This is a genomic window from Candidatus Jordarchaeum sp. (genome assembly GCF_052745115.1).
Window position 1 is genome coordinate 1 of sequence record NZ_JBRAKS010000004.1, and the last position, 24,139, is coordinate 24,139.

Consider the following 24,139-nt stretch of genomic DNA (forward strand, 5'->3'; position numbering starts at 1 on the left):
TTTTTTAAATTATAAAATTTGGTAAATATTTTTTGAGGAAAATTAATATACCAATCTTAGTTTGGGAGTATGTAAGTCCTGCGCAGAAATTATCAACAAAATATTGGTGACTTCCTTCCCTGATTTAATTAATAATAATGGAAGTATAAGAATGGTTAAGGGAATAGTTTTCGATATGGACGGAGTTCTAGTGGCATTGCACTTAGATATGGATATTTTACAGGAAAAACTAAAAGAAGTGTTAGAGGCTAGGATAGAGGCTCAACAAATTTTTAGCGTGTGCGAAAAATTATCGGTGGAGGATCATGAACGCTATAGAAAGGCTCTAGAAGCTTTAGATAAGGTGGAACTAGATGCTATAGATGAAACTATGGAGATTTTTCCAGAAACTAAGAGGGCTCTTGAGTCGTTAAAGGAAGATTATGAATTGATTCTTGTCACCCTACAGGGAAAGAGCCCCACATATAAGGTGCTTGAAATATTAGGAATTAGAGATTTTTTTAAGGCTATTTTTACCCGGGAGGATTCTTTCTCTCGTCAAGAACAAATAAAACTCGCAGTAGACTTTTTGGAACTACCGTGTGAAGAGGTTTTAGTAATTGGAGACAGAAGGAATGATGTACGCTGCGCTAGAAATGTTGGATGCAAAGCGTTGATAATTAAACGGCCCTATAAGGAGATAAAGGGAATGGCGGTTATAAGTTCCCTTGAAGAGATATCAAAAGAAATTGAGAATATATAAAGAAGAAAAGCAGAATTTAAAGAGTACCTAATGCGTCATAGTTAATTTCGAAAAAAAATTGAATGTTTATTCTATTTTTTACTTGTTTTTTCCTCGTATCTAGATTTTAGTTCAGCAAATATTTTATCTAGATTAATGTTTTGGTATGCTAGCAAGACCATGGTATGAAAGAGCAGGTCCGTGGATTCATGAATTATCTCCTGTTCGTTATTGTTTTTTGAGGCCTGTATGAGTTCGGTGGATTCTTCTTCAATTTTTTCCAGTATATTGTCTTTACCTTGTTGCACTAGTTTGGCTACATAGGATTTAACGGGTTGTTTTTCTATTCTATCTTTTATAACCTTGAAGACTTCTTCAAGGATCTTGGACTTTCCGTATACTTTTTCTGGTTCGAAGAGTTTTTCCTTTAAAGATTCTTCACCTACTATTTTGTTGTGGAAACAGGTGAAGTAGCCTTTATGGCAGCACGCCTTAATCTGATTAACCTTGAAAAGAAGAGTGTCACCATCACAATCGTGGTATATTTCCTTGACTATTTGATAGTGTTTTGACTCCTCTCCTTTCATCCATATTCTTTTTCGTGTTCGACTGTAATAATGCATATATCCTGTTGTTAATGTTTTTATTAGAGCTTCCTTATTTATGAAGCCCACCATGAGTACGGTGTTAGTGTCTATGTCTTGAACCACAGCGGGTACTATGCCGTCCAATTTACTGAAGTCCAGTTTTGATAAGAGATTATCCATGATTTCTTTGCTTATTTGATTCAACTTCTTTTCCTCACAATCTTACCGGAACGTTTCTTTCTGCGAGGTATTTTTTCACCTCTTTTATGGTATAGGTTCCGTAATGAAAAATGGACGCCGCTAAAGCCGCATCAGCCTTTCCCGCTGTCAAAACCTCATAAATGTGTTCTAGGTTTCCAGCTCCACCGCTTGCAATAATGGGAATATTAACAGCTTCACATATTTTTCTTGTAAGAGGTATATCGTATCCATTCTTTGTACCGTCACAATCCATACTTGTAAGAAGAATCTCACCCGCGCCCTTCTCTTCAACTTGGATCGCCCATTTAATGGCGTCTATTCCGGTGGGCTTTCTGCCGCCATAGGTGTACACATCCCACCAGCATTTCCCCTCAGGAGTGTCCACTACAATCCTATCAGTCCGATTTTCGTATACTCTCTTCGCATCAATAGCAACCACTATGCATTGACTCCCAAATCTTCGAGCAGATTGGAAAATCAGTTCCGGGTTCTCCACCGCAGAGGTGTTTATAGACACTTTGTCGGCTCCAGCGCAGAGAATTTGCCTGACGTCATCCAAGCTCCTTATGCCGCCCCCTACTGTAAAGGGTATAAATACTCTGTCTGCGGTTCGTTTAACAACGTCTATTAATATTTCTCGTTTATCGCTGGATGCGGTTACATCCAGAAACACTAGTTCGTCTGCACCCTGCCTGCTGTACAATTCGCCGAGTTCAGGAGGATCGCCCGCATCTCTCAAGTTTTTAAATTTTATACCTTTTACAACTCTTCCAGCGGTCATATCTAAACAGGGAATTATTCTTTTTGCCAACATTTTACTTAGTCCCCATCTTAATTGCTTCCTTCAAATCAATGGTTCCTTCAAAAAAGGCTTTGCCTATAACCACTCCACTCACCCCAATTTTTTTAAGATTCAAAATATCATCGAGATTTCTAACTCCCCCCGAAGCCACCACACGAATCTTTACGGATTGAACTAGCTTCTCTATTGTCTTTAAATCAACTCCTTTAAAGGTTCCATCTCGCGAAACGGAGGTTGATAGAATCCATCCAGCACCCGATCTTTCCATAGTTGAAGCCATTTGGAACAAGTTGTATCTGGTGACTTTCTTCCAACCTTCAACAGCAACCTTATCCTTTTTATAGTCTAGCGAAACCATTAAATGGTTCGATCCAATTTTTTGAGCCAAATCACTAACAATTTCCGGATTTTTAACCGCCTCTGACCCCAGTATCACTCTTTCCGCTCCTTGTGAATATAGTTCAACTGCCTTATCCAAGCTTCTTATACCGCCGCCTACCTCCACTTTAGCATTAACAGTCTTTATTAAATTGGTTATGATATCGAGATTGTCGCCGAGACCCAGAGCAGCGTCAAGGTCTATTACATGGATGGCTTCTGCGCCTTCATTCTGCCATCGCAGAGCAGCGTCTATAGGATTTTTATAGTAGACCTTGGCGGTATCGGGTGAACCTTTAGTTAATCGGACACATTTTCCGGCTAGAATATCAACAGAAGGCATTACTAACATTTTTATTACCTTAAAAATTTCACCAAGTTTTCCAGCAGTTTGATTCCCACTTTTCCCGATTTTTCTGGGTGAAACTGTGTTGCATAAACATTCTTGTCTTGAATTATAGAAGAAAACTTGACTCCATAGTCGGTTAGCGCTAGGTTAACATTGGGGTCTTCGGGTATTGGGTAATAGGAGTGTACAAAATACACGTATGAATTATTGGGAACGCCTTCTAGAAGAGGAGAATTTCTTTCTTTAATTAGTGTGTTCCAGCCTATATGAGGAATTTTTACGCTAGGGGGTAGTTTTACTACCCTTCCTTTAATTATGTCCAGTCCCTGGTATAAGCCGTCTTCGGTGCTCTCGCTGAATAAAAGCTGCATTCCAAGACATATTCCCAGTAAGGGTTTTCCCTGCCTTACATTATCAAGAATAAAGTTGGAGAGTGACTCTAGGTTCTTTATTGCATCTCGAAATGCTCCTACTCCCGGAAGAACTAAGATGTCTGTCTTTGATAATTCGTTCTGTAGGCTTGAGATGATACAATCAGCACCCACTTTCCGAAACGCGTTTTCTAAGCTTCTTAAATTACCTACTCCATAGTCAACTATACCAACAAGCATCAGAGTGTCCCCTTTACACTTGGTACCTCTCTTTCTCCTCTTCTGGGATCTATGCTGACCGCTTGTCTTAGAGATAAAGCCAGAGCTTTGAATAGGGCTTCGGCTTTGTGGTGATTGTTATCGCCATATAGTATTTTTGCATGTAGATTCAGGTTAGCAGCATGAGTAAAAGAAAGTAGAAAGTGCTCTATATCCTCAGATTCCATATCTTCTATAACAGAATCCTTTAAGTTTAGATTTAGGGTCACGTAGCTTCGACCACCAAGGTCAATAGAAACTACGGCTAGTGCGTCGTCCATGGGGGTAATCGCCCAACCGAATCTGAATATTCCTTTCTTTTTCCCCAGGGCCTTGGTTAGCGTTTCTCCCAATGTTATTGCAACATCCTCAATGATGTGATGACTTAGGTCTCCCTCGGCTTTTATGTCGAGATCTATCAGTGAATGTTTTGAAAGTGTACGTAGTTGATGATCTAAAAATTTTACACCCGTCTGTACCTTTCCTCTTCCAGTTCCGTCAAGATTCATTTCAATTTCTACCTTGGTTTCCAACGTTTCCCTCTTCACATTAGCTGTTCTCATTTTACATCATCTCCAAATTGGTAAAAAGAAATGATAAATCATTCGGAGAAGGGAGTATAATATCGGCATCGAGTGAAAGAAATTTTTTAGTCAAAGTTTTAATGTCCGATGCGAAACATAAAACCCCTATACTTACGACAGAATATTTACTTTGCTCGTCTGCCCTTTTTGCTGCGATAATATCGGAAGCTGTGTCTCCCACATAGCCAAAAATCTGGCCTGGAGGATTTATCCTTTCAGCCACTTTTAATAGTGAGTAGGGGTCTGGTTTTTCCAAATTTGCATCAACTCCCTTGCTTCGAAAAGCCTCCTCAGCAGACATTATATCCTCTAGGAAAATCGAAGAGTCCAGATCAAAGTAACTTTCCAGATTCTCATATTTCCGAAGTACGGGTAATGTTTGGCTACGCAGACGACCAGATGCAATACCAAATCTTAAAAAACCCAAATCCTGAATCAATGTATCTAAAACTTCTTTTTTTAAGATAAGCTTTTCATTCTCAATTAAGCCAGTTCCACTGTAGAATAAAGGTTTAATCCCATAAACTTTTTCAAAAACTTCATTTCCAGAGTATATTTCTTCAAAAAATCTTTTAATAATGTTAAAATCAAAAATTGTTCCGCGATAAAGACATAGCTTCTCTAAAATTTCTGATGCTTTATCCCTAGTTATTCCAAGGCTTTTAATCAGTTTCTTGGTTGCTTTCTCCTCAGCAGAGGGTAAACCTCTCGCGTCCAGTGAATCTACAAAATCTTTGAGGCTCCATTCACCAAAGCGGCTGGAAAATAATTTAAAAGAGCCCAAACCATTTGATTTACATAAATCCCCAAACTCTTTAAGTCTACTCAGTTTTGAGTTTAGGTCACCGTTCCCTTTTAATAAAGCTAATATCTTTTCCTTTTGATTTTTTAGATGGATTACGAGAAGGCTCACAAAATATAATATTACCCCGTAAGTTAAATACCAGTCATTGTTGAAACCACCCGAGTTTTTAAAAAATCCAGTTTCTTCAGTGGTAATAAGATCCTCTGAAATTTTTCCGAGCCCAATTAACTCCTTAAAATACCAATTTGTGGTTTTTATAATTGCGGCCCGAAAAGATTCGGAAACATCTACCAGGACCCCGTCACAGTCAAATATTAGGGATTTCAACTTTTCTAGAAGCCCTATTGAAGACTTTTTCAGGTAGGCTTTTTCACCGCTGGGAGATTCTATTTCTAAATAGTGCTTCATACCGGTTCCTCACCGAAGATTTCATCAATACATTCAAGCAGTCTCTGATTCACTGGTCGCGGTGCAAGAGTTATTCTCAGGCAATTGTCAAGTAGAGGAAGCCCACTACGGTCTCTAACTAAGATCCCTTTGTCCAAAAGTCTGCTCTGCAAAGATTTAGCAGTAAAATTGGGTTTAACCACTTTTACCAGCATAAAATTTGTTTGTGACGGGTACGGTTTCAGATTTCCGTTTCTAATTAATTGATTGTAGAGAAATTCTCGTTCCTTTTTTATCTCGGATATTTTCTGGGATAAATAGTCCCAATATTTGGTTAAAATCGGTATCATTTTCTGGGCAAGCTTATTAACATTGTAGGGGAAAACCGTTTTTCTTATAGTTTCGGCCAATGCAGAGTTGGTGGCGGCGAATCCGATTCGCAGGCCAGCAATCCCGAACGATTTGGAAAAAGACCTGATAACGATTAGGTTTTCGTATTCGTGAATCCATTTAATCAACGTGTAATCGGCAAAATCAGCATACGCCTCATCAACCGCCACAATGCAACCGCTTTCCTCCACCAACCTTTTGATATCTTTCTTAGAGTACTGATTCCCGGTGGGATTATTCGGAGAGCAGACGAATATCATTCTCGTTTTAGGTGTTAGGGCTTCTAGCATCGCGTTAACGTTAGGTGAAAAGTTTTCATTGAGTAGTACACCTTTAGGTTTTCCATTCAGAAGTAAGGTACACATGCCATAAATACCAAAGGTCGGCTCTAAAATAATAGTTTCGCAGCCAGGGTCAATAAACACCTTAGCGAGAATGTCTAAAACCTCATCCGCTCCATTACCCAATACTATCTCGGAGCTTTCTATACCAAAATGATCTGCGATCACATTTCTGGCTTCAATGGTTTCCGGATCAGGGTAAGAACGGAAATCCAGAGTAGTAATAGCTTCCTTAACTCTTTCTATGATCCAGTCTTTTTCTATAAACAGGTTTTCGTTAGCGTGAAGCGGCAAAATTTCTTCCGCTGTGAGACCTAGTCTCTTCGCTAATTCATCGGGATTAATTTCTCCCTGATAAGGTTTAAAACTGGACACTATACTGCGCACGAGATTTTCATTTTTCATTTGCAAACCTCACTCTAATTGATTCCGCGTGAGCCAGCAAACCCTCAGCGTCGGCCATGGTTACCACGGTGTCAGCCAGCCCCTTGAGACCAGAATAGGAGCATTCAACCACACTGATAGTCTTTATGAAACTATATGAGGACAGCCCCGAGTATGATTTTGCAAAACCCCCAGTAGGTAAAACATGATTGCTGCCAGCGGAGTAATCACCCACTGCAACTGGAGAAAAAGGTCCTAAGAATATTGCGCCTGCATTCTTAATGTTTGTTAACAGTGTTTTGGGAGATTCTACATAGATTTCTAAATGTTCGGGCGCATAATTGTTTGAAAATTCTACAGCCTCATCTAAATTATTAGAAATCAGAATCCACAAGTTTTCCAAAGACTTGGAAATCACGTCTTTACCAAAAAATTGTTTCGAAAACTGTTTGACAAACTTCTCAACCTGAAGAGCTAGATTCTCAGAAGTAGTAACAAGTATCACTCTAGCTTGAGGATCATGCTCGGCCTGAGAAACTAAATCCGCCGCAATAAACTTCGGATTCCCGGTATCATCAGATATTATAAGTAGTTCGCTTGGCCCCGCGGGAAGATCAATTCTTACATCTTTACTAACATAAATTTTGGCCGCTGTGACGTATATGTTGCCCGGTCCGAATATTGCTTCAACTTTGGGAATTAACTGTGTTCCATAGGCCATAGCGGCTACGGCTTGTACGCCTCCCACTCGGTAAATTTCGTTCACACCCGCCTCATTACAAGCCACCAGAACCGCGGGATTAACCTTCCCGTCTTCACGGGGCGGAGTACACACCATTATTTTTTCTACACCCACCAATCTAGCAGGAACAGCGGTCATCAAAACCGTTGACGGATAGGCAGCTCTACCACCGGGAACATAAATTCCGATCCGTTCTAAGGGTCTAACTATTTGGGAGACACGAACACCAGTTTGGGTCTTGCAGGAGAATTCGTGTATCTGCTTTTTATGAAACTTTCTAATGTTACTTATCGACTTCTTAACAGCTTTTAGCAGATTTTCTGACACCTTTTGATAAGCAGAATCTATTTCCTCTTGGGATACCTTAATGTTTTCTTTGGTAAGAGTTACTCCATCAAATTTTGAGGTGTAATCGATAATCGCCAAGTCCTTCCTTTGCCTTACATCATCCACAATTTCTCGCACCGAGGGAACTATTTTATCAAAGTCTAAACCGCTACGACATATTATTACTTCCCTTTCACTGGGTTTGAGCGAGTTCAAATTTCTTATTTCCAACGTTTCACACACCAATCCTTCAAGCTTCTTTATCAAAAAATTGTTGCAGATTACGGAACACTAAATATCAAAAAGCTAGGAGGTTACTACCTTTTTATAGATAGAAAAATGTTCAAATTTTTTCTCAACTGAATGCTGTGTCACTTCTGGAAGTAGTTTTTGAGTTTTTCAATTTTTACTTTTTCTTGCATCTCTTTTTCCATGTTTCTGACCACCACTTCTCCCTGCTCAAATTCTGTTTTCCCTACGATAACCACGTACGGTATCCCTCTCTTGTTTGCATGTTCCAATCCCTTAGTCAGTTTTCTCTCCAATATATCTATTTCAGTTGATAATCCAAGCTTCCTTAAATTCACTGCAATTTTTACTGCTTCTCCCTTGAGTTCCTGGTCTATATACAATATTAGTATTTGAGGGCTATTTTTTAGAGGGAATTTGAATCCCTGCTTTTCTAATGCAAGGTGACAGCGGTCCACACCTATAGCAAATCCGGTTGCAGGTATAGATTCACCGGTAAATTCCCCCACTAGGTTATCATAGCGTCCACCACCGCCCAACGCTGTTCCCAAATCCTTGACAAAACCCTCAAAAACCGCACCCGTATAATAGTCAATTCCCCTAACTATACCCAAATCCACCATAACTCTGGAATCTAATTTATACAGTTCAAGGAGCTTGACAGTATCTGAGATGTTTTTTATGCAGATCTCCACGTTTTCGTTATCAACATTGTCCAGAATCTTCTTCGTTACACTAATGTCTCCACGTAGTTTGGGTAACAGCCGGAAAACATCCTTCATTGCGGAACTCACATCCACCTCTTTTAACGCCGTTTCTAAACTTGCATCATCCTTCTTATCAATACTCCTCCGAATAGCAGCGGCTTCATCCAGAGAAAGGCCTGCCTCTTCAACAATAGATTTGAAGAGACCCACATGCCCCAATTCCACACTAACACCTTTCAAACCAATGTCATCAAGAGTGGTAATAAATACCGCTAACACTTCAGCATCGGCGTCCGGTAAACTGCTTCCAAAAAGCTCAATTCCTGCATGCCAAAACTCTCTCTGACGACCAGACTGAGGCTCTTCATAGCGAAACATGGGAGCTAAATAATACATCCTCATAGGAAGAGGATGACTCCTAAGCTCGGTGGCCACAACACGGGCAATGGGACTAGTCATTTCTGCACGCAAGGCTAACTGGCGCCCACCCTTATCCTTGAAACGGAACATGCTCTCCTGCAATTCCAGACCAGTACCTGTAGCGAGCGACTCAAAATACTCAAAGGTGGGTGTTCGAATCTCTTTATAACCCCAAAGCTCAAAGTTCTTCCTCATTTTATTCTCTATATAAGATCTCTTTTCCAAATAGTCGAAGTAGTAGTCTTGAGTTCCTTTGGGAATTCTAAGCTTGGTGAACTGAATTCCTCCTCATTTTTTAACCTCCAAAAAATTATCTGTAACAGTAGCTGGAAGACCCAAGAAAATCAAAATCATGAGGCGAAAATTCTTAACAAAGGTGGAAACAGCCAACTCCAGCCACGGTGCTACACCTCAAATCAGATTTAGAACATTTTCTGGAAACACAGATTCTTCATTCGTTCGAAGACAAGTCGTTAGACTCTGCGGTTCTTGTAAAACATGATATGATATAAACTTTCTGGTACTTTTCCAATTACCAAAAACTCTAGGGTTTAGAATATTTTAAAAAATACAGGTTTTGGAAAAAAGGAATTTAGAACCTTGGTAAAAAAACCATAATCACTATTTATATTTATATATGGGTTCAATATTACATATGGAAGAGTATACTCGGCTCGCGGAGTTTTATGGGACCAAGTTCAGGGACAGATTCAAAGAAGTCTATCAGAGAGCCGCTGAAACCAGATTAAAAAAGAGACTGGAAGATTTCCACAAGGATTTCGAGCATGGTATTAGAGTAAAGTTTCCCACCCTCATTTACATAGTGAACTTCCTGATAGACCATAATAACTGCGATAAATTTGAGATGCGAGACTGGGTAGCAGGCAAAATGATAGAAGAAATAGATTTTGTGAATGAAACTTCACTAGGATTAATTAAAAGCTACACTACCACCATAAACGCCCTCAAAAGATACAAATTAATTAAAATTAGGGGAAAGGAAATCAAACTTTTAATCGATGAGAAGCACTCTAGAGAATTGCAAAGCACAACCTAACAAATAATTCAATCATAACAAGTTCGCAATTCTCAAGGTAAAAACATTATCAGTTATTCTTTCTTCCGCTATTGTATGATTTTTAACAAATTAGTTTTAAAATAAGAAGAATTTTTGAAATAAAAAATTTAGCCTAACTCAATGTCTTCCATGCTGTCAGAGTATTTTGAGAAGTATTCTTCTGTAACTGAGCACCTGCCCATAACTTCTTCTTTCACAAAGATTGGCGACTTTGTTCTAAGGGCGATTGCGATACAGTCGCTCGGCCTTGCATCCAAACTTTTATTCGAACCATTGGACTTAACGTTTATCCGCCCAATGTAGACTCCATTTTTTATATCGATTATCGATACTCTCTCAACTTCAGTGGACATCTCATAAAGTAAACTGACTAATAGGTCGTGTGTTCCTGGTCTCTCAGGTTTTAAGTCGTTCAAAGCCATTTGTATACTCGCCGCCTCAAAGGCGCCAATAAAGATCAGCAACAATCTACCTTTTCCATCAGCCAGTACCACAACAGGAGACTTTCCGTAATTAGTTTGAGCCAGATATACTCCACGAACTCCTACTTTTACATTACCGGAATCTATCAATTTCTTAACCCTGTGAGATTATACTCTGAAAGAAGGAAAAAATCGGCGAAAAATTCCCGTCATCAGAGCTATAATAAACAAACAGTAGACAGATATTTAAAATTATTCAAAAAAGCAACCCACAGGAACCAAAAAACCATTTCTCTTATAACAATAAAAAATATATAAAAATCATCAATAATTTTTAAAAAACGACTCCAAAATAACCAGAATCAAAACAGTAGCTTTAAAAACCCCGCGTCAACAAAAAATAATTCACACAATTTGGAATATATGCCTCAAATAGCTGTAAGCTTTATATGTATTAAAAATAAAAGAAGTTCCTAACACCAAATTATACAGTGCACAAGGTGATAAAATTGATGAGCGAACATATCGTAAAGCACGACTTTTTCGAAACCGGAAGAAAAATACAATTATGGGGAACACTAATCACCTGCCTTGGATTTCTAATCATATCCACCGGAATACTAACCCGAATGATCTTCACCCCCATACCCCCAATCACCCCCGACTACATAAGAGTATACATCATAAGCAGCATCATACTAACCATAACAGGATTCACAATAAACTACTACGGACTAAAATGGATAAAAAACCAAGCCCAACAAACCAAAAAACAACTACAAAAACAAAAACAAACACAAAAATGGACCGAAATCCAAAAAACCTTCAACGAATACACAGACCACTACGGAAACCAACTACTAAAAGGCGGAATATCCTTCGCCAGCATAGGCATACTAACATTCAGCTACGCTTGGGTAGCACTCCACCACCTTCTGCGAAAATACACCGACTTCGACGTCTACCTATCACTCATAATCGTAGTCGCATGCCTCATCACAACAGCAACACTACTAGCATACGGCCAATACTGGAAAAACAGAGCCCAAAAAAACGACATAATCTAACCTAAACTAATATAATCCAAAAACAACATGTAAAAACAATAAAACACAAAAAAATCCAAAATCTACTTTTCCAATCAACAAATAAAAAACTTTCAATATCCGTAGCTGGAGAACGGTTTTTGCAAGGGTTGTACCATTTTTTGCGCCCTTATGCGGAAGGTGTGGGGCGCCTTTCAGCCGGTGAGTGGTCTGGAATGACCTTATTTTGGGCAACCATGTGCTTTTAGAACATGTGCCCACCTTTTCTATTAATTTTGTTCACGTGTGTTTCTCGTTAATTATGTGGTTGTTTATTCCCTTGTTTCGGGGGCTTAAAAAAACGCTTCTTTTCGGGGAAACTTGTTGAGCAAAATACAAGCATATACTTCCCGTATACGGTAAAAAATGGAAAAAGAGGAAGAAAGGCTAATGAAAAACCGTTTTAAGTAAGATAGCTCAAGTCAGGCTTCTCCCGCTTACCAACCAGCCTCTTCTGAATCTCCTCGTACTGCTTAACCATCTCGGGCGTAATGCTCGCAGTAACCCGCTCCATAGCCTCCTTAAAATGTTTCAAACTAACCTTCTCAACGTCACGACCAAACTCCCGAATCGCAGCCATACCAGCATCGCGACACAAGTTCTCCAAATCAGCACCAGAGAAGCCCTCAGTCATATCCGCAAGGCGCTCCAGGCTAACATCCTTAGCAAGAGGCATACCCGCCTCCACCGTGTAAATCTCAAGAATCTTCAAACGACTCTCTCGGTCCGGAGCAGGAACCAAAACCAAGCGGTCAAAGCGTCCAGGACGCATTAAAGCAGGATCCACAAGGTCGGGCCGATTCGTTGAGGCAACACACACAACACTCTTCAGCTCTTCAAGACCGTCCATCTCAACCAACAACTGGTTCAAAACACTCTCGTAAACACGGCTACCCTCCCAAGTGCCACGACGAGGAGCCAAAGAATCAAGCTCATCAAAATAAATAATCGACGGCGCAGCACTACGAGCCTTACGGAAAACTTCCCTAATTGCTTTCTCAGACTCACCGACCCATTTGCTGTATACTTCTGGTCCTTTGATGGATATGAAGTTGGCTTCTGATTCGTTGGCAACAGCTTTAGCTAACAAAGTCTTGCCACATCCAGGCGGACCATGTAGTAATACTCCTCTTGGTGGTCTGATTCCTACTTTTTTGAATTGTTCGGGGTATTTGAGTGGCCATTCTACTGCTTCTTTTAGTTCTTGTTTGATGTTTTGTAGTCCGCCGATTTGTTCCCATTTGACGTTGGGAATTTCGAGCATTACTTCTCTCATTGTTGTGGGGTGTACCATTTTCATGGCTTCTTCGAAGTCGTTTTGGTCTACTACTAGTTTTTCTAGGGTTTCTTGGGGGATGGTTTCTTCTTCGAGGTTTATTTCGGGTAGTACTTGTCTTAGTCGGTGCATGGCTGATTCTCGGGCTAGTGCTGCTATGTCTGCTCCGACGTAGCCGTGTGTGCGGTTTGCGAGTTCGTCTAGGTTTACGTTTTCGTCGAGGGGCATGGCTCTGGTGTGTACTGTGAATATTTCTCTTCTGCCGTTTCTGTCGGGTATTCCGATTTCGATTTCGCGGTCGAATCTTCCGGGTCTTCTAATCGCGGGGTCTAGGCTGTTTGGCCGGTTGGTGGCTCCGATTACTATGACTCTTCCTCTGCCTTTGAGTCCGTCCATGAGTGCGAGTAGTTGGGCTACTACTCTTCTTTCGACTTCGCCGGTTACTTCTTCTCTTTTGGGTGCTATGGAGTCTAGTTCGTCTATGAATATGATTGCGGGAGCGTTTTTCTCGGCTTCCTCAAAAATTTCTCTTATTTTTGCTTCTGATTCTCCGTAGAATTTACTCATGATTTCGGGTCCATTAAGTGATATGAAGTAGGCGTCAGATTCGTTGGCAACAGCTTTAGCTAACAAAGTCTTGCCACATCCAGGCGGACCATGTAGTAGTACTCCTTTTGGGGGGTCGATTCCTAGTCTTTGGAATAGTTCGGGGTGTTTTAGGGGTAGTTCGATCATTTCTCTTACTCTTAATATGGCGTCTTCTAGGCCGCCGATGTCGTCGTAGGTTACGAGGGGTACTGCTTTGGCTAGGGATACTGCTTCGGGTAGGAGTTCTACTTTTGTGGTGTCGGTGATTTGTACTATTCCGGCGGGTGTGGTTTGGGTTACTACTAGTCTTATTTCTCCGAGGGAGAAGGGTCTTGCTGGTCCGAAGAATGGGAATGCATCCTCTCTTTGTCTGGGTATGGTTCCCATTATGCTGATGAGGTCTCCTTTTGTTACTGGTCTGTTGATTAGTGTTCCTTTTAGTGCTTCTTCGTTTGCTCGGAGTCTGCTGCCTTCTTCTGCGGGGGCGAGGACTACTTTGTTTGCGGGTTTGGTGTCTGCTTTTCTGACTTTTACGTATTCTCCGAGGCTGCTTCCGACGTTTTGTCGTACTAGTCCGTCCATGCGTATGAGTCCGGTTCTTCGGTCTTCTGGTGGTCCGTACATTACTATGGCGCCAGTGTTTTTATGCCCGTTGATTTCTATTATGTCTCCGGAGGATACTCCGAGTTTGGACATGGCGTCAGGGTCTACTCGGACTATTCCTCTTCCTGCGCTTCTTCGATCTATTTCTGCTACTTTTAACTCTACTTCTTGTGCCATTCTATTTTGTCCTCCCATAAATGATTATGATTAACTTTTATCTAGTTCTTTCATGATTGATTGCAGGCGTTTTAGTAGTCCGAATTCTTCGTCTATGAAGTATAGTAGGTTGTATATTGATTCTGAGAAGTGTGTGAGCATTTCTTGGAATAGTTTGTCGCCGGAGCTTGTTAGGAAGTAGATGTGTCTTTCGGGTCCTCTTTCTCCTTCTGGTTGGTGGATTTGGCTTTTTATCCATCCGTCTTCTTCTAGGCGTTTGAGTAGGGGGTATATGGTTCCGGGTTTGAGTTCTATTTTTCCTTCGCTTAGTTTGTACATTCTTTTTGAGATTTGTGCTCCGTGCATTGATTCGGTTTTTATTAGTGCAAGTACGAATAGTTCTAGTATTCCTCGGTTCATTTCTCTTATCCATGATTGTAATTTTTTTTCTAGCTCGTCCATTTTTCAGCCTGCCTTCATTATTCTTATATTATGTGTTACAATATATAGCAATACTATATATTGAGGGACGTTATATAAGTTTTGCGGATAAAACGCTCTTTAAAGTTTGAATCAGCAGTAACAAAAACTATATCAACAGTGTAGAAGAATAGGTATAATAGAGGAAAGCAAAAATCAAGTAGTTCATCAAAATTTATTAACACAAAATTATTATTGTTCAAAAATTTTTTAGGCAAGTGGATGGTCTTAGGGTGGTCTAATGAGTAAAGATAGGAATTTAGAGACTGCGATTAGGGATGCTGAGCGAAATTATTCTGTAGGGAGAATTGTTGATGCCGCCCGCGACTTCCAGACAATTTCTATAATTTACGGGGGAATGAAGAACTATGTGTCTGCAGCTAAATTTGCTATCAAGTCTGGTGATTGTTGGGTGGAGTGTAGCGAACCGTTGCGTGCGGGGGGGATGTACGAGAGTGCGGCGCAGTGTTTTGAGCGTTTGTCTGATGAAGATAATTATCGGTTGTATTATAAGAAGGCTTTAGTGCAGTGTATTCTTGCGGATAGGAAGGCTGAGGAAATTGGTAAGGTTGCTCTGGCTCGTAATTTAAGGAGGGCTGCGGTTTGTCAAAGCAAGATTGATGAACGGGTTTCGGTTTGCCATTACTATAGTAGAGCGGGGGAACTTTTTATCTCAGCTGCGAAAGATAGCTTAGACAAAGAATTATTTGATGAGGCTTTTGATTTTTTCAATTCTGCAGCAGAGTGCTATTTTCAGATTAAAGAGTATTTTTTATCGATTAGTAGTCGAGTAGATGGGTTAATATGCTTGAATAATTTGTTTGAAAGTTATTTGTCACTATTAAAGGAGGAAGAATACAGGGAGATTATGAAGAGGGAGTTAAAAAGATTCAATGCTGCCTTTGATGGATTATTAAATAGTTTAGAATTGGTTGAACAGATGGATAATGAAATCTTGAAGCGGGTAATGCTTGAACTTGTAAAGGGTTTAAGAACCGCTATTAATTCTGGAGATGAAAATGTGGAGATGGTGAGACTATTAGAAAGGATGGGAAAAATAGTTCGAGAAAAGGGGGCGGGTGAATTTGGGAAGGAAATCTTGGTAGAGGTATTGCCGAATTTTAATTTTAACAACCCTAAGATGAAGGAAGAGTTTGATAAGACACTGGAACTCTTAAAAAGCCTCTTAGAGGATAAGAGTTAGTAAAATTACTAGTTTTATACTACAAGTTTTTGGAAATTTTTGAAAATAATTTTTATTAGCATTTTTTTGGGGAGTGTTTGATTCCGGTTAATAGTCGTATATTACTTTTTAGTGTGAGATATGATAGAGTTTAAAAATGGAAAAGTAGATGTATAAGTAAGTTTTGTTAAAGTTACGATCGATTTTAATTTTATGAGGAATGGTGATGCCTCGAAGTGGAAAACAAGACAGTATTTCAATTGCCGAGGCGGCGCGACTGATTGTGAGTGGTAAGCCTTCTATAATGGATGGGTTACGTCAAGGGGTAATTAATTTTTCAGCTCTAGCAGATATGATTAAGGAACAGGTAATAGAAATTGTGGATAAAAAGTCGGTGAATGTTGACTCTATAAAAATGGCCTTGATGCGTTATGCGGACGAATTACAATCAAAAAAACAGTTTTTAGAGGAGCAAGTTGCAGGAGTCATTGCTAACAGTATATTGGAACTGAAGAATGATGTAGCTATTTTAACCATTAATCAAAAAATTTTCCTTATTCGCTTTGAACATATTTTTAAATCTCTTAACTCTTTTCGCTTCCTCCAGTTGACTCAAGGAACTGAGACCTTCACCGTGGTAACTGATTTGCAAAGTAAAGAAAAAATCGTAGAGGCAGTTGGTGAGAAGAATATAATTTTAGAGATTGAAGATCAATCTGCGATTGTCATTATCAGCCCTAAACAAATTATTGATGTTCCCGGAGTTATCGCTTATATTACAGACCTTCTTTCGACTAATGGTATAAACATTACCCAAATAATTTCCTGTTACACAGACACCTTATTAATAGTTGAAAGAAGTGATGCTTTGAAGGCTTATCAAATACTTGAAAATAAGATTCTTTCTCTTCGTAAAATGATGAAATAAAAATTGGGCAGAAGTGCTTGATAATTTTTAAAGAGATTTTTAGATGTTTTGGCTTATTTTTAAGCCTGTAATTTTACTGTTTTGCTCCACATTTAGGACAAATTCTTGTCCAGTCTGGGATTTCTACTCCACATACTCCGCACCGTTTGTATCCTTCTTTAGTTGCAGCCGTGACGTCTGCTTCAGAGGTTGTGAAGAATTTGCTTGGGGCTTCAGCTGTGGGTGTGGGAGCAATTTGGGTTGAGAGCTGGGTTCTCTCTACGTTTGGATTTTGAATGTATTCACCTGCTTGTATGTATCCTGGGATTCTGCCTTGATTTATTAGATTTGAAAGCGCGTCTACCATCTCTTTTTCTGTTCTTCCTACTCTCCAAGCCATATCACTTATTTTTATTCTATCATATAGGTTTTTTCCAGAAACTTTTATTGCGGAAGTGATTGGGGCTTCTTTAACTGGTGCAGGTGGCCCACCTTCAATGGGTGGAGGTTGAGAAGTGATTGTAGGTTGAGGTTTTGATAACTCAAATTCTTGGGGACTTATTCTGGGTGCTGCTGGCATTATTTGTGGTTTTGGAGGCATTTGAGAGGGAATAAAGGTTTCTTTTGCTGGTTCTAAGGGTTCTGGTCTTCGAATGATTTCTTCTGCTTCTTCTTTTATTACTGGTTCTATTTCGGGTTGTTCTATGTGTGTTGGTTCTGAAGGTTCGGGTACTAATTCCCACTCTTCCTCAGGTTCTTGAACTGGTGTTTCTGGTTGCGGATATTCCTTTTCTCTTACAGCTGGAGTTTCTTCCTCAGCCCAATAAGGTGAAATTGTTTCCTGAGATGCTTCCTCAACTGGTTGCGTCTTTTGCTGAGTAGTTTCTAGGGCTATTTCTTCAAATATCTCCATTGACACTCTTTCCTCTTCATCTTGAGTAACTTCTAAGAAAGTATCCAAAGCTTCTTCAGCACCTTCTTGAGGAAGCACCTCCCTGTGAGCACCCAATATTTGTTCCACCAGCTCAATCTCATCTTCTGTATATTTGCTCTTTGTTCTATTCCAATATTCAACGGCTTTATCGATATTGCTCGAGCTCAGTTCCTGAAGCGATAAAGCAAAAAGATAATGGTGATCTTGAATGTTGCCCTTTCTACATGATTCTAAGGCTTTAGCCGTGAATTCTTTAGCTGAAGCGGAATCTCCTAAGTTTAAGCTATAGAAGCCTGCTAAAGTGTAAAAATCAGATGCAATATCATATGCTTCCTCTTCAAGAAGTAGGTTAGCAGTATCTGCATAGTATTCGATCTTTCGTTTTGTATCGCTTTCCTTATACGCCAACGTAGGTCACCATGATTGTTATTCTTAATAAATTGTAGTATTATAATATTTATTAATCTTCGCAGAATCAATAAATTATTTCAAATTCTGAAGGCATTGATTTATGATTTTTAATTCTGTTTCACTAAGGTTTTCACGAATTTTATTAAGGGATTGTTTCGCCCTTTGAAGGTCGTTATCACAAATAGCCTTGCTCATAATAGCTAATTCGTAGTTATCATCGGTTACGCCTTTTTTTTCACATATTCCTAACGCCTTATTTGCGGTGTCAACGGCATCATCAATATTGGATATTGCAAAGTGGCATAAAGAAGCCCAACCTAGGTTACAAGCGGCGTAACGGTAATCGTTTTCTTCTAATAGCGTTTCAGCATATTCTAGGAAATTTTGAGCCGCTAACTCAAAATGGTTTCTAAAAGCTTCAGAATGTCCAAAGAGCTTATAGGCTAGCGCCGCATCACTGTAAAGAAGAGCCGCGGAAACAAGATTACCCGCCATAGCCATTTTCTCGCCTTGACTGGCGTAGATTTCCGCAGCTTGTTCCATAAATTTTTTAGACTCCTCCAATTCTCCAAGATTTTGATAACACTTAGCTATACCTTCGGAATCCATAGCTACGGAGACAGCATATTTAAGTTTTTCATGATGTTTCAAGGCTTCTTTATAACATTTGAGCGCCTTTTCATAATTATTTATTTGAAAATAGCAGTCTCCTGCTTCTTTTAGATTATCGGCTGCCTTTTCTATGTATTCTTGACCTGCCACGGTGTCAGTGGCTTGAGATTCGTATTTCTTTGCCTTGTTTATCATCATTTCGCAGTTCTTTTCGTTCACAGCTTTCCCACCGAAAATCTCTAAATCTTTAATATAACTTGACTAACTTATATGTTTTGATGAACGGAATTTATTTATCAAAAGAGAAATATACTTTTAAAAAATTTTTGTTTCTATTACAATTTTAGGAAAAATTTATGGATTAAAGTACTTATCCCTGATAAAAATTTTTATTTTTCTCCACTCTTTACAATATTAAAACAATTTTCCACAATGCGTATATACTCATAGTACTGAGTTTCTCCAAAATAGTCATTCGATAATTTTTCTTGAAATCTTACCCAGTGAAACAGGGCGTCGTCTAAATTTCGCAGAAATAGAGCCTCACAAGTTTTTGCTAACTCCCGTATCCCCCTTTTCAATCTTTTGGTTTCAAGCAACTCAGCAACTTTCACAGCCAGATTCTTTGCCAGCTCTTTTTCACCCAGGAGAAAGCTGCAGAATGAAGCCCAGCTATACTCTGAAATCGCTAAGCTAATTAATGAAGTTTTTTTCTTGCCTTTATTACCAACTTCGGTTAGGCTTTCTTCAGCTGCTTTAACATGCATCTTAACAGATTCTGAAAGATATTCTAGGAACTTATCACTTTTACCAACACCACGGTAATAAGAAGCAAAACCACTATAAACCAGAGCAGTGTACTGTGGTTTATTCAAATATTTGGGGAACAATTGCATGGCTTTATTATAGCAATCAAAAGAGGTCACTAAATCGCTTGATTCTCTAAAAAAACACCCCGCACGAATATATCTAAGAAAAGCCCCAGTATAATCGACATTTTTTAAATGTTCTCTAGCGTCATTTAAATATTCTAATGCAGTTTTCTCAGTAATCATGGCAAACACCTTTTATGAGAGTATATGAATATAGGAGCAATTCTCAAATTAAATTTACTGTCCTAAACTTCTAAAAAAATAGATTAAAAATAGGGGTTCACAACTTAACTTATAATTAAGTATTGTAGGATTATTTAACATTAGTTAAGGAATCTTAGCAATTAGTTGAGTGCAGGTGTCAGATATTTTTTAGATGTGTAACTTTTAGAACGTTTTACAATAGAATTTGTTTTGATTATTACGTTAAATTGAAATTATAATCTATATTACTTTTGCCCATCTACTTTTCCCGACTTGGAGGTTAAGTATTGATAAAAGATAGAATAGCTACGTTCACCGCAACACCGGAGGAAATAGATCTCTGTATTTTACTTTATTCCGGAGGCTTAGACACTTCCTGCATGCTCAAATGGTTGCAGGAAAATTACAATACAGATGTTATCACGGTAACCCTAAACGTGGGGCAATCTAAAGAATTTAGAGAAATAGAAGATAAGGCAAAAAAGCTTGGCGCCAAAAAACACTATACAATCGACGCGAAGGAAGAATTCGTAAAGGATTACGTCTTTAAAGCAATAAAGGCTAATGCACTCTATCAGGATGCTTACCCAATAAGCTCATCTCTATCACGACCACTAATCGCAAAATGGGGAGTAGAAATCGCTAAGAAAGAAGGGGCTAAAGGCATTGCACACGGATGCACCGGTAAGGGAAATGACCAGGTACGTTTTTCTGTTACGATTAACACCCTTGCGCCAGATATGAAGATTATTGCGCCAGTGGTTGAGTGGGGTATGAGCCGAGATGAGGAGATTGCCTATGCGGAGGAGAGAGATATTCCGATTCCGGTTACAGTGAAGTCGCCGTATAGTATTGATGAGAATTTGTGGGGTAGGAGTATTGAGTGTGGAGTTTTGGAGCATCCTGAAGTTGAGCCTCCCAACGATGCGTACCTTTGGACAACTTCTCCCGAAGATGCTCCAGATGAGCCAACTTATTTTGAGATAGGTTTCGAAGAAGGAGTCCCGGTTTCTGTTAATGGTGTTCGGATGAACGGTGTAGATTTAATTCTAAAGATTCACGAGTTGGGATGCATCAACGGAGTTGGAAGAATCGACCACATGGAGGATAGAATTGTCGGTCTAAAGTCAAGGGAGGTTTACGAGTGCCCCGCAGCCACGATTCTTCTTAAAGCGCATAAGGATCTTGAAAAATTGGTTTGTACTAGACATGAAAATACCTTTAAAAAACTTGTTGATGAACAGTGGGCAAATTTGGTTTACACCGGTCTTTGGGTTGAGCCACTTATGGGAGACTTGGAAGCATTCATAGATAGTGTAAACAAAAAAGTCACCGGAACTGTGCGTGTTAAGCTCTATAAGGGGAACGCTACCGTTGTTGGCCGCAGCTCGGATTATGCCCTTTATGATGAGAATCTTGCAACCTATGACCGAAAATCCACTTTCAACCAGCTCGCATCACTGGGCTTTATTGAGTTATGGGGATTACAGTCAAGAATGGCTCAGGTGCTCAAACCAGAAAGCAAAAATGTGAAAACTGTGAAATCCAAGTAAATGCACTAGAGAAGGAAAATCTAATGAGTGATAAGCTTTGGGGAGGCAGATTTAGTAAAAAAGCCAAGGAAGAAGTGGAAAGATTCACGGCTGAAAAGGATGTACAACTCGACGAAAGACTAGCCATCTATGACATATTTGGAACTGTTGCACATGATTACATGTTATATAGTATAGGTGCTATAAGTAAGAAAACACTTCAGAGGATTCTGGTCTCACTATGGAAGATAAAGGAGCGTATTGAAAATAAAGAATTCCAGCTTCGACCCGAGTTAGAAGATATTCATATGAACATTGAGAAGACCGTGATTGAAGAAATCGGTGAGGAATATGGCGGTATGATGCACTTGGCGCGTTCCAGAAACGACCAAGTGTTAGTGGATATGAGAATGTATCTCAGGGATCAGATAAATGAGGTCATGAAATTAGTTATTAATTTAATTTCCACTTTTATTACAGTGGGAGAAAAAAATTTAGAGACGCTTATGTTAGGCTACACTCATACGCGTGAGGCACAACCCACAACTGTTGCACACTGGTGTGGTGCATATGTTGACCCTCTTTTACGAATTGTGGACAGATTAGAGGAGGTATATAATAGAGTTAACTTGTGTCCTCTTGGTTCTGGAGCAATTAGTGGTGTTAGTTGGCCCATAGATCGAAAGTTAACCGCGAATCTTCTAGGCTTTGATGGTGTTCAAGAAAACACCATGGACGCTATATCCTCCAGAGGAGAAGTTGAATCCGAGATACTATTTGCCCTATCTCTTTTGATGATTGTTCTTAGTAGGTTATGCGAAGAAATAATTTGGTGGTCCACGAGAGAGTTCGGTGTAATCGAGCTAGACGAGGTTTATACAACCGGAAGTAGTTTAATGCCTCAAAAAAAGAACCCTGACGTAGCTGAACTCACTAGAGGTCGAGTTGGCAGAATTTACGGATATCTAGTACAGGTTCTTACCATACTTAAGGGGATCCCTTCGGGATATAACAGAGACCAACAAGAGATTAAGGGACCCATTTTTCACGGTTTAGACACAGTTAAGTCTATACTGCAAATTATGCCGGGTTTAGTTAGCACAATCAAGTTCAATCAGGAACGAATGCTAAACCTGATATCAGATAGTTACTCCACGGCCACCGAGCTTGTGGATTTAATAATTAAGGAAACACAAACACCGTTTCGTTTAGCTCATAGAATAGTAGGAATTTATGTTAAACAGACTCTTAAAAGTGGAAATAAGGCAGATCCCGGCCTCCTGACTAGCCTAATCAAGAGTGAGACTGGAAAAGTAATTAGGATAAACACAGATATGATTGAAAAGGCTATTGATCCGAAAACAACTATAGAGAGAAGAAACCATATTGGCGGTCCTGCTCCTGCTGAGGTAAGAAGAATGCTAGCAAATAGAAAGGAAATACTGAATTCGAAAATGGTCAACCTTGCCCAAAGAGTTGACAAGATAGAATCTACCTATAATAAGCTTGAGAAGCTCATTCAAGATTCAACCCGTTAGTGAACTGTGTTCTGTTCGGAACTAGTTGCTTAGATACAGTTATTTTTGACACATTATGTTTTTATATTATTTCTCATTTTTGCCCTCAAACACAAAACTACATTTTTATTGAAATCGGAGGTCACCGGAATGAATTGCAAATGCCCTGAATGCTACTTTGAATTCGTTATAGAAGAGGATCTTATGATTGGCGAAATAGTCGAGTGCCCCGACTGCGCAATTCAACTAGAAGTAATCGAGAAGAATAACGGAGGCATCGTTTTCGAGGTTGCGCAACTCGAGGAAGAAGACTGGGGAGAATAAAACTATACGTTTATAGCATTCCCTATTTTATTAAATTTTTATTTATATAGATAAATTGAGGAAACAATATAGGTGAAAATATTGACTAATATAGGGCTGATTTATAATCAGATTTCATGGGAAGAAAAAGCAATCGTGGAAGAAGCGAAAAAACAGGGAATAAAAATCAAACCTTACGATAGCAGAAAAATGCATCTAAAAATTCAGAATGGAAAAGAATTTTCAGAAATTGATCTTTTTCTTCAAAGATCCGTGAGTTATACCAAGGGGCTCTACTCTTCAGCGGTTCTTGAATCTCAGGGTTTTAGGATAATAAACTCAACCGAGTGTCAAGAAATCTGTGGAAATAAACTGAAAACCTCCGTAACATTGAATAAGTTTGGTATATCGACCCCTAAAACCTGTGTCGCTTTTTCTTATGAATCAGCTCTGGAAGCTCTCGAGGAGTTAGGATATCCTGCCATTCTTAAACCGTTAATTGGAAGCTGGGGAAGGCTGGTAGCAATCCTTAAGGACGAGCAATCGGCAAAGGCTATACTTGAATCAAGGGAGATTTTAGGTTCATTTTTACACAAGGTTTACTACCTACAAGAATTTATTAACAGTGGAAAGGACATTAGAGCTTTTGTGATAGGTGAATCTGTAGTTGCTGCGATGTATCGCTATTTAATCCCGGGAGATTGGAGAAGCAACGCAACTATAGGGGCGAAAGCGGAAATATGTGAGATTACCCCTGAAATGGAAGATTTAGCTTTAAAATCAGTCTCCGCGACTAAAGGTGAAATTGTGGGAGTAGACTTCTTTGAAAAAGAGGGACAACTTCTTGTAAACGAGGTTAACCACGCACCGGGGTTCAGACACATAGTATCAGCCACAGAAGTCAACATTCCAGAAAAAATTGTGGAGTATTTACAAACATGCGAATAACAATAATAATCTGATTCTATTCGAA

Annotated in this window: 24 protein-coding genes; 9 read left to right on the plus strand and 15 right to left on the minus strand. The window is 39.4% G+C overall.

The window, feature by feature from the left end:
• The first annotated feature begins 151 nt into the window (after positions 1-151).
• Positions 152-742 carry an HAD family hydrolase gene (locus ACUVXA_RS00620; RefSeq protein WP_445869291.1) on the plus strand — a complete coding sequence of 197 codons (591 nt, stop codon included), beginning with the start codon at positions 152-154 and terminating at the stop codon, positions 740-742.
• Positions 743-813: 71 nt separating this feature from the next.
• Here ACUVXA_RS00620 and hisIE read toward each other — a convergent pair whose 3' ends face one another.
• The 9 genes from hisIE to hisS all read right to left on the minus strand — a co-directional run bounded on the left by hisIE (position 814) and on the right by hisS (position 9,285).
• A complete protein-coding gene (gene hisIE, locus ACUVXA_RS00625; RefSeq protein WP_445869292.1) occupies positions 814-1,512 on the minus strand; it encodes a bifunctional phosphoribosyl-AMP cyclohydrolase/phosphoribosyl-ATP diphosphatase HisIE in 699 nt (232 codons plus the stop codon).
• 10 nt (positions 1,513-1,522) lie between these two features.
• Positions 1,523-2,323, minus strand: a complete 801-nt coding sequence (gene hisF / locus ACUVXA_RS00630; protein WP_445869293.1) for an imidazole glycerol phosphate synthase subunit HisF — start codon at positions 2,321-2,323, stop codon at positions 1,523-1,525.
• Between the two features lies 1 nt (position 2,324).
• Positions 2,325-3,041, minus strand: coding sequence for a 1-(5-phosphoribosyl)-5-[(5-phosphoribosylamino)methylideneamino]imidazole-4-carboxamide isomerase (hisA, locus tag ACUVXA_RS00635; RefSeq protein WP_445869294.1), 717 nt, complete (start codon positions 3,039-3,041; stop codon positions 2,325-2,327).
• A gap of 5 nt (positions 3,042-3,046) precedes the next feature.
• Entirely contained in the window at positions 3,047-3,649 is a 603-nt protein-coding gene (hisH, locus tag ACUVXA_RS00640) for an imidazole glycerol phosphate synthase subunit HisH (RefSeq protein WP_445869295.1), read from the minus strand.
• Positions 3,649-4,230 (minus strand): imidazoleglycerol-phosphate dehydratase HisB, encoded by a 582-nt coding sequence (gene hisB / locus ACUVXA_RS00645; protein WP_445869296.1) that lies wholly within the window; start codon positions 4,228-4,230, stop codon positions 3,649-3,651. Before hisB ends, hisH begins: the two co-directional genes overlap by 1 nt.
• A gap of 1 nt (position 4,231) precedes the next feature.
• On the minus strand, positions 4,232-5,383 hold the full coding sequence (locus ACUVXA_RS00650) for an HAD family hydrolase (protein WP_445869297.1): 1,152 nt from the start codon (positions 5,381-5,383) through the stop codon (positions 4,232-4,234).
• 77 nt (positions 5,384-5,460) lie between these two features.
• The gene (gene hisC / locus ACUVXA_RS00655; protein ID WP_445869298.1) at positions 5,461-6,579 is read right to left on the minus strand and encodes a histidinol-phosphate transaminase; all 1,119 of its coding nucleotides are present in this window, start codon (positions 6,577-6,579) and stop codon (positions 5,461-5,463) included.
• Positions 6,569-7,858, minus strand: a complete 1,290-nt coding sequence (hisD, locus tag ACUVXA_RS00660) for a histidinol dehydrogenase (protein WP_445869299.1) — start codon at positions 7,856-7,858, stop codon at positions 6,569-6,571. The genes hisC and hisD overlap by 11 nt, the downstream gene beginning before the upstream one ends.
• A 140-nt stretch (positions 7,859-7,998) precedes the next feature.
• Positions 7,999-9,285, minus strand: coding sequence for a histidine--tRNA ligase (hisS, locus tag ACUVXA_RS00665; protein WP_445869323.1), 1,287 nt, complete (start codon positions 9,283-9,285; stop codon positions 7,999-8,001).
• A 373-nt stretch (positions 9,286-9,658) separates the two neighbouring features.
• Between hisS and ACUVXA_RS00670 the strand changes: the two genes are divergently transcribed.
• Positions 9,659-10,060: a hypothetical protein gene (locus tag ACUVXA_RS00670; RefSeq protein ID WP_445869300.1), complete on the plus strand. Its 402-nt coding sequence runs from the start codon at positions 9,659-9,661 to the stop codon at positions 10,058-10,060.
• Positions 10,061-10,188: 128 nt separating this feature from the next.
• On the opposite strand, the gene ACUVXA_RS00675 is transcribed toward ACUVXA_RS00670, so the two are convergent.
• Positions 10,189-10,575: a bifunctional nuclease family protein gene (locus ACUVXA_RS00675; RefSeq protein WP_445869324.1), complete on the minus strand. Its 387-nt coding sequence runs from the start codon at positions 10,573-10,575 to the stop codon at positions 10,189-10,191.
• Positions 10,576-11,015: 440 nt separating this feature from the next.
• Between ACUVXA_RS00675 and ACUVXA_RS00680 the strand changes: the two genes are divergently transcribed.
• Positions 11,016-11,570, plus strand: coding sequence for a hypothetical protein (locus ACUVXA_RS00680; protein ID WP_445869301.1), 555 nt, complete (start codon positions 11,016-11,018; stop codon positions 11,568-11,570).
• 421 nt (positions 11,571-11,991) lie between these two features.
• On the opposite strand, the gene ACUVXA_RS00685 is transcribed toward ACUVXA_RS00680, so the two are convergent.
• The gene (locus tag ACUVXA_RS00685; protein ID WP_445869302.1) at positions 11,992-14,232 is read right to left on the minus strand and encodes a CDC48 family AAA ATPase; all 2,241 of its coding nucleotides are present in this window, start codon (positions 14,230-14,232) and stop codon (positions 11,992-11,994) included.
• 30 nt (positions 14,233-14,262) lie between these two features.
• Complete coding sequence (locus tag ACUVXA_RS00690) at positions 14,263-14,673, minus strand: PadR family transcriptional regulator (protein WP_445869303.1); 411 nt, start codon at positions 14,671-14,673, stop codon at positions 14,263-14,265.
• A gap of 259 nt (positions 14,674-14,932) precedes the next feature.
• On the opposite strand from ACUVXA_RS00690, the gene ACUVXA_RS00695 reads away from it, so the two are divergent.
• Both ACUVXA_RS00695 and ACUVXA_RS00700 read left to right on the plus strand, forming a co-directional pair.
• A complete protein-coding gene (locus ACUVXA_RS00695) occupies positions 14,933-15,895 on the plus strand; it encodes a hypothetical protein (RefSeq protein WP_445869304.1) in 963 nt (320 codons plus the stop codon).
• 205 nt (positions 15,896-16,100) lie between these two features.
• Complete coding sequence (locus ACUVXA_RS00700; protein WP_445869305.1) at positions 16,101-16,802, plus strand: ACT domain-containing protein; 702 nt, start codon at positions 16,101-16,103, stop codon at positions 16,800-16,802.
• Between the two features lie 73 nt (positions 16,803-16,875).
• On the opposite strand, the gene ACUVXA_RS00705 is transcribed toward ACUVXA_RS00700, so the two are convergent.
• The 3 genes from ACUVXA_RS00705 to ACUVXA_RS00715 form a co-directional block, all read right to left on the minus strand.
• Positions 16,876-18,123: a hypothetical protein gene (locus ACUVXA_RS00705; RefSeq protein ID WP_445869306.1), complete on the minus strand. Its 1,248-nt coding sequence runs from the start codon at positions 18,121-18,123 to the stop codon at positions 16,876-16,878.
• 75 nt (positions 18,124-18,198) lie between these two features.
• Positions 18,199-18,957: a tetratricopeptide repeat protein gene (locus ACUVXA_RS00710; protein ID WP_445869307.1), complete on the minus strand. Its 759-nt coding sequence runs from the start codon at positions 18,955-18,957 to the stop codon at positions 18,199-18,201.
• 170 nt (positions 18,958-19,127) lie between these two features.
• Positions 19,128-19,793, minus strand: a complete 666-nt coding sequence (locus ACUVXA_RS00715) for a hypothetical protein (RefSeq protein ID WP_445869308.1) — start codon at positions 19,791-19,793, stop codon at positions 19,128-19,130.
• Positions 19,794-20,146: 353 nt separating this feature from the next.
• Between ACUVXA_RS00715 and ACUVXA_RS00720 the strand changes: the two genes are divergently transcribed.
• From ACUVXA_RS00720 to lysX, 4 genes are all read left to right on the plus strand, one after another.
• Entirely contained in the window at positions 20,147-21,367 is a 1,221-nt protein-coding gene (locus ACUVXA_RS00720; RefSeq protein ID WP_445869325.1) for an argininosuccinate synthase, read from the plus strand.
• A gap of 23 nt (positions 21,368-21,390) precedes the next feature.
• Positions 21,391-22,884, plus strand: a complete 1,494-nt coding sequence (gene argH / locus ACUVXA_RS00725) for an argininosuccinate lyase (protein WP_445869309.1) — start codon at positions 21,391-21,393, stop codon at positions 22,882-22,884.
• A gap of 129 nt (positions 22,885-23,013) precedes the next feature.
• On the plus strand, positions 23,014-23,187 hold the full coding sequence (locus ACUVXA_RS00730) for a lysine biosynthesis protein LysW (RefSeq protein ID WP_445869310.1): 174 nt from the start codon (positions 23,014-23,016) through the stop codon (positions 23,185-23,187).
• A gap of 81 nt (positions 23,188-23,268) precedes the next feature.
• On the plus strand, positions 23,269-24,114 hold the full coding sequence (gene lysX, locus ACUVXA_RS00735) for a lysine biosynthesis protein LysX (protein WP_445869311.1): 846 nt from the start codon (positions 23,269-23,271) through the stop codon (positions 24,112-24,114).
• The last annotated feature ends 25 nt before the right edge of the window (positions 24,115-24,139 follow it).

What these genes read in the sequence shown, in the direction of transcription:
- hisC (WP_445869298.1), bottom strand. Translation starts at nt 6,579, where the DNA reads ATGAAAAATGAAAATCTCGTGCGCAGTATAGTGTCCAGTTTTAAACCT.
- ACUVXA_RS00685 (WP_445869302.1), bottom strand. Translation starts at nt 14,232, where the DNA reads ATGGCACAAGAAGTAGAGTTAAAAGTAGCAGAAATAGATCGAAGAAGC.
- ACUVXA_RS00695 (WP_445869304.1), top strand. Translation starts at nt 14,933, where the DNA reads ATGAGTAAAGATAGGAATTTAGAGACTGCGATTAGGGATGCTGAGCGA.
- hisF (WP_445869293.1), bottom strand. Translation starts at nt 2,323, where the DNA reads ATGTTGGCAAAAAGAATAATTCCCTGTTTAGATATGACCGCTGGAAGA.
- ACUVXA_RS00700 (WP_445869305.1), top strand. Translation starts at nt 16,101, where the DNA reads ATGCCTCGAAGTGGAAAACAAGACAGTATTTCAATTGCCGAGGCGGCG.
- ACUVXA_RS00730 (WP_445869310.1), top strand. Translation starts at nt 23,014, where the DNA reads ATGAATTGCAAATGCCCTGAATGCTACTTTGAATTCGTTATAGAAGAG.
- ACUVXA_RS00680 (WP_445869301.1), top strand. Translation starts at nt 11,016, where the DNA reads ATGAGCGAACATATCGTAAAGCACGACTTTTTCGAAACCGGAAGAAAA.
- ACUVXA_RS00670 (WP_445869300.1), top strand. Translation starts at nt 9,659, where the DNA reads ATGGAAGAGTATACTCGGCTCGCGGAGTTTTATGGGACCAAGTTCAGG.
- ACUVXA_RS00620 (WP_445869291.1), top strand. Translation starts at nt 152, where the DNA reads ATGGTTAAGGGAATAGTTTTCGATATGGACGGAGTTCTAGTGGCATTG.
- hisB (WP_445869296.1), bottom strand. Translation starts at nt 4,230, where the DNA reads ATGAGAACAGCTAATGTGAAGAGGGAAACGTTGGAAACCAAGGTAGAA.
- ACUVXA_RS00715 (WP_445869308.1), bottom strand. Translation starts at nt 19,793, where the DNA reads ATGATTACTGAGAAAACTGCATTAGAATATTTAAATGACGCTAGAGAA.
- hisH (WP_445869295.1), bottom strand. Translation starts at nt 3,649, where the DNA reads ATGCTTGTTGGTATAGTTGACTATGGAGTAGGTAATTTAAGAAGCTTA.
- argH (WP_445869309.1), top strand. Translation starts at nt 21,391, where the DNA reads ATGAGTGATAAGCTTTGGGGAGGCAGATTTAGTAAAAAAGCCAAGGAA.
- hisA (WP_445869294.1), bottom strand. Translation starts at nt 3,041, where the DNA reads ATGTTAGTAATGCCTTCTGTTGATATTCTAGCCGGAAAATGTGTCCGA.
- ACUVXA_RS00690 (WP_445869303.1), bottom strand. Translation starts at nt 14,673, where the DNA reads ATGGACGAGCTAGAAAAAAAATTACAATCATGGATAAGAGAAATGAAC.